Genomic DNA, 8,926 nt, shown 5'->3' with positions numbered 1-8,926 from the left:
TGGCGACAATAGCAAGAGTGAACCACCTGATCCCTTCCCGAACTCAGAAGTGAAACCTCTTAGCGCTGATGGTAGTGTGGGGTTACCCATGTGAGAGTAAGTCATCGCCAGCTCATTAATTCAAAATTCCCCGAGCAAAAGCTTGGGGGATTTTTTTATGGGCGTAATTTCTAGTTTCTACATCTACGACCTGGACAGTATTTTTCTGGCTTTATGACACAATTTTTACATTTATTTGCAAATTTGTGTGGTAGAAGTTGTCATTTAAGCCTGTCTTAAAAATTGCAATGATGAAGCTTTTATTTCACTGTTTTGTAATATAAAAATTTAAAAAAATAGAATAAGTTTCCAGTAATTATAAGATTTATAACTAAATTTTCTGCTCTGAAATTGAGCTTTATTGCTAAATCAAATCTGATTTTTAAGAAAAATTTATCATTTAGACCTTTTATCCATAGACAAAAAATGAATAATCATTCATTTTATAGACAAAAGTGAATGATTGTTCATTTTTTCATATTAAGAATAAAATCTCACAATTGGAGGTGAGGATTAATGACAGCAACAACAATGAATGTGAATGCTGTAGTGGACAAGGCGAAGTTCAAACCTTTTCATTTAAACGTCGTACTCTGGTGTTTATTTGTAGTCATCTTTGACGGTTATGACCTGGCGATTAATGGCGTAGCCCTACCACTACTGATGCAAGAATGGAATATGACTGCTGTGCAAGCAGGCATGTTGGCCAGTACTGCCCTGGCCGGAATGATGTTCGGTGCCATGTTTTTTGGCATGCTGGCCGATAAGATTGGCCGTAAAAATGTCATTTTAATTTGTGTGACCTTATTTAGCGGTTTTACCTTCTGGGGCGGTTTCGCATCTAACCCGACTGAATTCGGAATTTTGCGCTTTATTGCCGGTTTAGGAATTGGCGGAGTATTACCGAATCTGGTGGCCTTAACCTCTGAATATGCACCACAAAAACTGCGCAGTACCTTGGTGACCACCATGTTTAGTGGGTATGCGGTCGGCGGTATTATGGCTGCGTTACTGGGTGCCTGGTTAACTCCAAGTTTTGGCTGGGAAGTGATGTTCTATATCGCGGGTATTCCACTGTTACTGTTACCGATCTTGTGGAAGTTTTTACCTGAATCATTGACCTTTTTAGTGAAAAAACAGCAGGATGAAAAAGCGCGCCAGATTATCCAGAAAATCACGCCAGAAGAAAAAGTCAGTGCGCAGACCCAGCTGGTCTTAAATGAAGTACAGGTGCCGGATGCCTCTATTGCCGCCTTATTTAAGCAAAACCGTGGCATGAGTACCTTATTGTTCTGGTGCTGCTTCTTTATGTGTTTATTGATGGTCTATGCACTGGGCAGCTGGTTACCAAAACTGATGATGGCCGCTGGTTACTCGCTGGGCAGCAGCCTGATGTTCCTGATGTCGATGAATATTGGTGCAGTAATTGGTACCATTGGCGGCGGGATTCTGGCAGACCGTTTCCATTTAAAACCGGTGATTATTGGCATGTTCCTGATGGGGGCTGTGGCGCTGGTTGGATTAGGCTTTAACTCGCCACAACCGGTGATTTACCTACTGGTGGCGCTGGCTGGAGCTTCCGCAATTGGCAGTAGTATTCTGCTATACAGCTTTGTGGCACAGTATTATCCACTGGCGGTACGTTCAACCGGGATTGGTTGTGCCTCTGCGGTCGGCCGTGTGGGTGCAATTGTCGGCCCGATTATTATTGGGGTGCTATTGGGTATGGAATTACCGCATAAACTGAATTTCTTGGCGGTGGCGATTCCAGCAGTGATTGGTGCAATTGCAGTCGCCCTGATTCGTATCCAGAAAGCCTCAGAGCCGGTTACCGAAACACCACCGGTGGTGTCCAAGGCCAGTCGCTCTTATAGCTAAACCGATGTAATTCATCTGAATCAACAAAAAGCCTCAGTAGAGGCTTTTTGTTTAAAGGGAAAAAGATGATTTGCCTGGCTTAGAAATGTGCTTCCAGCCCAAGATAAGGACCTTTAAAATCCAGCTGGAGATTACGTTCATCACCTTCGTTTAGCTCCACATCTAGAATGCGGTAACCGGCTTTCAGGCCGACATCGATCAGTAAATTATCAATAAAATTATATTTCAGTTCTGCCTGCGCATCGCTAATGACAGTATTATCAAACTTGGCATAGCTGGCTTCGGCTTTGGCACTTAAACCGGTAAAAGGTAGTTTCACCCCGGCTTCGGCATACAGCATTGGCAAGGTTTCACTGACCTGTTCCACTTCGGTTAAATTCTGCTGCACGGTACCGTCCAGCACCTTGGCACCCACACCAATATCGGCACTGACAATATTGTCCAGAATTTCGTAATAGACAATGAAGTCGGAATAATCGAGGTCGATCCGCTCCATCTTTTCATTCAGAACTTCACGTTCTGATTCTGCCTCAAGTGTGCTGTGCTTGATTTTGACATTCGGCAATAACGGTACTGGATGTTCAACCGCCAAGGCAAAAGACAAACTGGAGTCATCTTTCATCTCGGGTTGGCCCAAGGCACTCGATAAGTCACTGTTATAATGCCAGTAATCGACGCTACCTTTAACACCAATAATATCGGCCTGTGCGGCGCTAAAACAGCCAAGACCGAGGATGAAACACAATGCTGGACGTGTACGCATAAAAATCCCTGTAGAGCTTGTATATTCTCAGAATAAATTTATTGTGGAGGATGGAACCGGGAAACATCTCGGCGCATCATATCGGGAATTGGTATAAATTGCATTGACGCATCATGCAAAAAATAGAGGACCTGCACATGGCTACGCACACTGATCATCCGCACGATTATCCTTTATATCTGGCTGGACAGCCGCATGTGACCGGCCAGTGGCTAGAGGTCGAAGATAAGTATCTGCAGCGCTGTTATGCACGTGTGGCGCTGGCCGATGCAGAGACGCTAGAGCAGGCGATTCAGGCCGCAGTCCAGGCGGAAGCGGCGATGGCGGCGTTAAAACCGTTTCAGAAACAGAAAATCCTGCTGCATTGTGTGCAGCGTTTTCAGGAATGCCGGGCCGAGCTCACCGAACTGCTGATTATTGAAGGCGGCAAACCGAAAAGGGCTGCCGCTGCTGAAGTGGAGCGGTTAATCAATACCTTTCAACTGGCTGCGGATGCAGTCACCCAGATGGATCAGGGCCGGATGATGCCATTGGCAGTAACTGCCGCGGCTTGCAGTTATCAGGGCATCAGTAAACAGGTACCGATTGGTGCGGTATCGCTGATCAGTCCATTTAATTTTCCTCTGAATTTAACTGCCCATAAAATTGCACCCGCGATTGCTGCCGGCTGTCCCTTTGTTTTAAAACCGGCCAGTCTAACCCCGATTTCTGCCTTAAAAATTGCCGAGATTCTGGCGGAAACCGATTTGCCGGCTGGGGCCTTTTCGGTATTGCCCTGTCCGCGTGAGCAGGCCGATGTGCTGGTCACCGATGACCGCTTTAAACTGCTGAGCTTTACCGGTTCCGATGTGGTGGGCTGGGACATGAAAGCGCGTGCCGGACGTAAAAAGGTCACGCTGGAGCTGGGCGGCAATGCTGCCGTGATGATTGAGGCCGATACCGAGGTCAATGATGCGCTGGTTGACCGGTTAATTGGCGGTGCCTATAACCATGCCGGACAGGTGTGTATTAGTGTGCAGCGTATTCTGGTGCATCGCGCGATTTACACACAGCTTAAAGATAAACTGGTCAGCCGTTTGCAGTCATTACGGGCAGCTGATCCGCGTCTGGACAGCGCTTTGGTTGGGCCGATGATTAAAGAGAACGAAGCCGTGCGCCTGAAAAAATGGCTGGATCAGGCCGTAGCAGAAGGCGCGACGGTACTGGTGGGCGGTGAACAGCAGGGGGTGATGTTCGAGCCGACATTGCTGGAGCAGGTTTCGCCTCAGTCAGAAATTTACCAGAATGAGGCTTTTGGTCCGGTGGCTATTCTGGAGCCGTATGAACAGTTTGAGCAGGGCATTGAACGGATTAACCAGAGCCGCTTTGGTTTGCAGGCCGGGGTCTATACTCAGAATCTGCAGCAGATGCTGTATGCCTGGGACCAGCTGCATGTTGGCGGGGTGATTATTAACGATATTCCATCATTCCGGGTCGATAACATGCCGTATGGCGGGGTCAAGGATTCGGGTCTGGGCCGCGAGGGAATTCAATCGGCAATTCGTGATATGCAGGAAGAACGTTTGCTGGTGATCCATCAACAGGGTTGATCGCTGGGAGATGCATCAAGGGCAAGCTTGAGCTTGATGCATCCTCATCTATGGATCACGGCAATCTATTGATGAAATACAGTATCCGAAGAAAGCAGTGCGGGTAGGTGATAGGCATTTTATATCATCGGGTATAAATGACCGTTTAAAGGATGGCAATTGAGTTTTCAGTTTTACTTCATAATATATTCCAAAAAGTTTGGTAATTCATAACCAAAATTGTACAATAAATAAGCTGATTAATTGAGCGGTTGAATCAGGATAGATTATAAAAACCCAAGATTTGGAGCAGAAATTACAGAATAATTTTTTAAAAGTGAGTATTGTTGAACCATATAAAAGGGAGTCTTCACGATGCACTTTAAGCAAGTTTTCGTCATTCACTCCCTGTTTGTCATTTAGAAACCAGTACCCAAAAGGTCAAGGCTAAATCAAACACTCAAGATTAATATTGCATGGTGCTTTTTTGCTTGCGAGAAAACCACATAAAAAGCAGTGAAAAAAGCATCTAGGTTTAGGTGTTTTATGTCAGGAAATCGTGAAAACTGGTCCGCGCGATCAGGCTTTATTATTGCAGCGATTGGTTCAGCTGTAGGCTTGGGGAATATTTGGCGTTTTCCCTATGTGGCTTACGAAAATGGTGGTGGTGCCTTCTTAGTACCGTATCTGGTGGCAATTTTTGCTGCCGGTTTGCCGTTATTATATTTAGATTACGCGGTCGGGCATAAGTTCCGTAAAGCGCCGCCACTGGCGTATAAAAAGCTCATGAACAGTGAGTCCTTGGGCTGGTGGCAGGTGATGGTGACCTTGGTCATCGGGATTTACTATGCCAGCGTTCTGTCCTGGGCCGGTAGTTATATGTACTACGCAATTGGCCAGAAATGGGGGGCAGACACCCAGGCCTTCTTCTTTAATTCCTATTTGCAAAATGGCGAAGGGCTGGCCTTGGGCTTTGTACCGACCTTATTCTTCGGTCTGGTGATTGTCTGGGCGGTGGTGATGTTCATTCTCTACGGTGGTGTACGTCGTGGTGTAGAACTGGCCAATAAAATCTTTATGCCGTTACTGGTGGTACTGTTCACGATTCTGGTGATTCAGGCGATCCGTTTACCGGGCGCAACCGCAGGTTTAAATGCCTTCTTTACCCCGAACTGGGAAGCGATGGGCAACTATAAAGTCTGGCTGGCCGCATTTGGTCATATCTTCTTCTCGCTGTCTGTTGGCTTCGGGATCATGCTGACCTATGCCTCGTATTTAAAGCGTAAAACCAATATGACTGGTTCCGGTGCGGTGGTTGCGCTGGCCAACTCATCTTTTGAAATTCTGGCCGGTATCGGGGTATTTGCGGCTTTGGGCTTTATGGCGTTCAGCTCAGGCTCAACCGTGGAAGAAGTGGTATCTGGCGGTATTGGTCTGGCTTTTATTGCCTTCCCGAAAATTATTTCCAGCATGGGCGCAGGCGGCGACTTATTTGGCTTCCTGTTCTTTGCCTCGTTGACCGTTGCCGGGATTACTTCCATGGTCAGTATTCTGGAAGTGCCGATTTCAGCTTTCCAGGACAAGTTAGGCTGGTCACGTAAAAAATCGGTCAGCATTATTGCCGGTGGTTCTGCCATTGTTTCGACCCTGATTTTCTCGACCCATAGTGCGATTACCTTTGTCGACATCATTGACTACTTTGCCAATAACATTGGTATTGTTGGCGGTGGTTTACTGTCGATTATTCTGGTGTCGTGGTTCCGTCGTCCGTTATTGTCGCAGTTACAGGCGCATATCAACCAGTACTCTAGTATTAAACTGGGTGCCGGCTGGAACTTCCTGTTAACCGTTGTGACTCCATTATCATTACTGGTGGCTTTAGGCCTAACCATCAAGTCGATTGTTGCAGAAGGTTATGGCGGTTATCCGGCTGAAATCTTATGGTTGGTGGGTGGCGGTACGCTGGCCCTGTTTATTGTGGGTGCCATTGTACTGAGCTGTCTGAAAGACAAAGTCCCGGAAGAGGAGAACTAAGATGAATACTGAAGCAATTATCATGATGATCATCTCGACTGTCCTGCTCTGGGGCGGTTTAATCTTGGCCATGATTCATCTGAGCAAACATCCAGATGAACCGGAGGATTAAGTCTGTGGTACAGGTTTGTGCAGACTAAACCGCTGTAGCATAAAAAAAGGAACCACCTGAGGGTTCCTTTTTTTATCGTCTAGATTTTTTCAATTCGGCAATAATAGAAGCCATCGCCGCGTCCGGCTTCCGGTAACAGCTGGCGACCATACTGCTGTTCGACGCCATAGTCTGTGGCAATTTTAATTTCTTTGGCATCGGCATGCTGGGCAAAGAACTGCTGCATCTGCTGCTCATTTTCTGCTTTTAAAATGGAACAGGTGATATACAGCAAGGTGCCGCCGACTTTTAGCTGGGACCACATCTGTTCCAGAATCTGCTGCTGCAGCTCGACAGTTTGCTGAATGTCAGCGGACTGGCGTAACAGGCGAATATCCGGATGACGGCGCATCACCCCAATGGCAGAGCAGGGTGCATCCAGCACAATACAATCGACTGGTTCGGTTGCGGTCCAGCGCGTAGCATCTGCCGCCAGAATTTCGACCTGCTGCGTATCGGTCAGTTGCAGGCGCTCCAGATTTTCCGTGACCCGTAGCAGGCGTTTCGGGTCCTGATCCAGTGCCACCAAAGTGGCCGGACTAAATTTTTCCAGAATATGTGCGGTTTTTCCGCCCGGGGCTGCACAGGCATCAATCACCACTTTGCCATTTAAATCTGGCAGTAACTGCGCACAAAGCTGGGCATGTTCATCCTGTACCGAGAACCAGCCGGCATCAAAGCCCGGCAGCTCCGGAATCTGCACCGCCTGTTCCAGAATAATCGCCACATCGGAACGCTCGCCCGGACGTGCCTGAATACCGGCGCCCAGCAGTTTATTCAGATAGGCTTCACGGCTGATCTTGCGCTGATTGACCCTTAAAGTCAGTGGTGCTGTCTGTTTCAGGTCCTGGGTCAGTTGCTCCAGCTGTTCCGGCCAGTCTTTTTTCAGACGTTTAAACAGCCAGCTGGGTAAACCATGCGCCGCTTGCAGGGCCTGCTCAAAGACCGATGTTTCACGTGAAACACGTCGTAGGATGGCATTGACCACACCACTGAGCGCCTGAAAGCCCAACTGCTTGGTGGCAGTGACGGTTTCTGAAATAGCCGCATGGTCGGCAATACGGGTACATAAAATCTGATACAGCCCGACATAGAGACAGGTTTCAACAGTTTCATTGTTCAGCGGTTTGACCAGCAAAGGCAGGGTAATGCTTTTCAGGCCATACCATTGACGCAAGGTGCCTAAGACCAGTTCGTGATACAGCGCCCGGTCACGCTCGGCGACCTTGGTCAGATGCAGCGGTAAAATACTGGCCAGAGATTGACCCTGCTGGACGGCCAATAAAGTGCGAATCACTTGGGCGCGTAAGTTCAGATGTGACTGACCGGATAGATGTTGATTCATGCCAGCACCTGCCCAACGTTTAATTTCTGGGTTTGTGCAATCTGGACCGGATTCAGCGCTTTACCGCCCGGCCATTGCAGGCTGGTCAGGCAGATGGCCTTGCCATCGCCACAGGCCACATGCACGCCCTGTTTATCCAGCGCCAGAATGGTCCCCGCCGACTGGCCATTGACCGCTTCATTCGACAGTACAGATCCCCAAACCCGTAAATTACTCTGCTCATCCAGCGGAATAAATGCCACCGGCCATGGGTTAAAGGCGCGAATATTGCGGTCAATTGTCACAGCATCCTCAGCCCAGTCAATTTTCGCTTCGGCTTTAGACAGCTTGTGGGCATATACCGTTAAAGCTTCATCCTGTACTTCGCGCTGTTCCAGATACTGTTGTAAAGTCTGCTCCGAAGCCAGTACCGCCACAATCGCCTCTGCACCCTGAATGGCCAGTTTGTCATGTAGGCTGGCAGAAGTATCTTCGGCTGTAATCGGGCACAGGGTTTTATACATCATATCGCCGGTATCCAGCCCGGCCGCCATCTTCATAATGGTCACGCCGGTTTCAGCATCGCCAGTGGCAATCGCGCGTTGAATGGGTGCCGCTCCTCGCCAGCGTGGCAGCAGCGAACCATGGATATTCAGGCAGCCATATTTGGGTGTATCCAGCACCACTTGTGGCAAAATCAGGCCATAGGCCGCCACCACCATCACATCGGCATTCAGGGCTTTCAGTTCTGCCTGCGCAGCCAGACCTTCTTCCGTGGACGATTTAAAATGTAGTGGTTGGTACACCGGAAGATCATGCGCCAGCGCCAGTTGTTTTACGGCAGAGGCCGTAAGTTTTTGTCCGCGGCCTGCTTTGCGGTCAGGTTGAGTATAGACCGCCACAATTTCATGCTCGGTTTTTAATAAGGCATCGAGCGCTACAGCTGCAAATTCTGGTGTTCCCGCAAAGATAATTTTCACACATGAGATTCCATATAAACTTGCCCCACATTATATGCGAAAAGCCTTTTTAAGCCTAAATTGTCATGTAAATAGAGATTGCATCTTCATGAGTTCGGCTGGGTGTTGTTCTTTGCAAACAAAATTTTATTTAAAAAATTAATATCAATAAATTTTGTTTATATAAGAGGTAAAAATTATTCATGAAAA

Annotated in this window: 7 protein-coding genes and 1 rRNA gene; 5 read left to right on the top strand and 3 right to left on the bottom strand. The window is 47.8% G+C overall.

Going from position 1 to position 8,926, the window contains the following annotated elements:
- Positions 1–113: ribosomal RNA gene (gene rrf, locus FTT89_RS13585) — 5S ribosomal RNA — on the top strand; the annotation flags it as partial.
- 442 nt (positions 114–555) lie between these two features.
- Positions 556–1,917 (top strand): aromatic acid/H+ symport family MFS transporter, encoded by a 1,362-nt coding sequence (locus FTT89_RS13580; protein WP_005181158.1) that lies wholly within the window; start codon positions 556–558, stop codon positions 1,915–1,917.
- A 79-nt stretch (positions 1,918–1,996) separates the two neighbouring features.
- Here the strand turns inward: FTT89_RS13580 and FTT89_RS13575 are convergent, their stop codons facing one another.
- Positions 1,997–2,680 carry a TIGR04219 family outer membrane beta-barrel protein gene (locus FTT89_RS13575; RefSeq protein ID WP_104499775.1) on the bottom strand — a complete coding sequence of 228 codons (684 nt, stop codon included), beginning with the start codon at positions 2,678–2,680 and terminating at the stop codon, positions 1,997–1,999.
- A 137-nt stretch (positions 2,681–2,817) separates the two neighbouring features.
- Here FTT89_RS13575 and FTT89_RS13570 point away from each other — a divergent pair, with 137 nt between their 5' ends.
- The 3 genes from FTT89_RS13570 (at position 2,818) to FTT89_RS13560 (ending at position 6,394) form a co-directional block, all read left to right on the top strand.
- Positions 2,818–4,269 carry an aldehyde dehydrogenase family protein gene (locus FTT89_RS13570; protein ID WP_180172890.1) on the top strand — a complete coding sequence of 484 codons (1,452 nt, stop codon included), beginning with the start codon at positions 2,818–2,820 and terminating at the stop codon, positions 4,267–4,269.
- A gap of 525 nt (positions 4,270–4,794) precedes the next feature.
- Positions 4,795–6,282, top strand: coding sequence for a sodium-dependent transporter (locus tag FTT89_RS13565; RefSeq protein ID WP_075174678.1), 1,488 nt, complete (start codon positions 4,795–4,797; stop codon positions 6,280–6,282).
- A gap of 1 nt (position 6,283) precedes the next feature.
- Complete coding sequence (locus FTT89_RS13560; RefSeq protein WP_005181164.1) at positions 6,284–6,394, top strand: methionine/alanine import family NSS transporter small subunit; 111 nt, start codon at positions 6,284–6,286, stop codon at positions 6,392–6,394.
- 79 nt (positions 6,395–6,473) lie between these two features.
- Here the strand turns inward: FTT89_RS13560 and rsmB are convergent, their stop codons facing one another.
- Complete coding sequence (rsmB, locus tag FTT89_RS13555; RefSeq protein ID WP_104489035.1) at positions 6,474–7,778, bottom strand: 16S rRNA (cytosine(967)-C(5))-methyltransferase RsmB; 1,305 nt, start codon at positions 7,776–7,778, stop codon at positions 6,474–6,476.
- Positions 7,775–8,737, bottom strand: a complete 963-nt coding sequence (fmt, locus tag FTT89_RS13550) for a methionyl-tRNA formyltransferase (protein ID WP_104510152.1) — start codon at positions 8,735–8,737, stop codon at positions 7,775–7,777. The genes rsmB and fmt overlap by 4 nt, the downstream gene beginning before the upstream one ends.
- Between the last annotated feature and the right edge of the window lie 189 nt (positions 8,738–8,926).

It is taken from the genome of Acinetobacter sp. YH01025, assembly GCF_013420185.1.
Taxonomy (GTDB): Bacteria; Pseudomonadota; Gammaproteobacteria; order Pseudomonadales; family Moraxellaceae; genus Acinetobacter; species Acinetobacter indicus.
The sequence above is the reverse complement of the archived record's forward strand: the minus strand, read 5'-3'. Positions and strand labels throughout refer to the sequence as shown.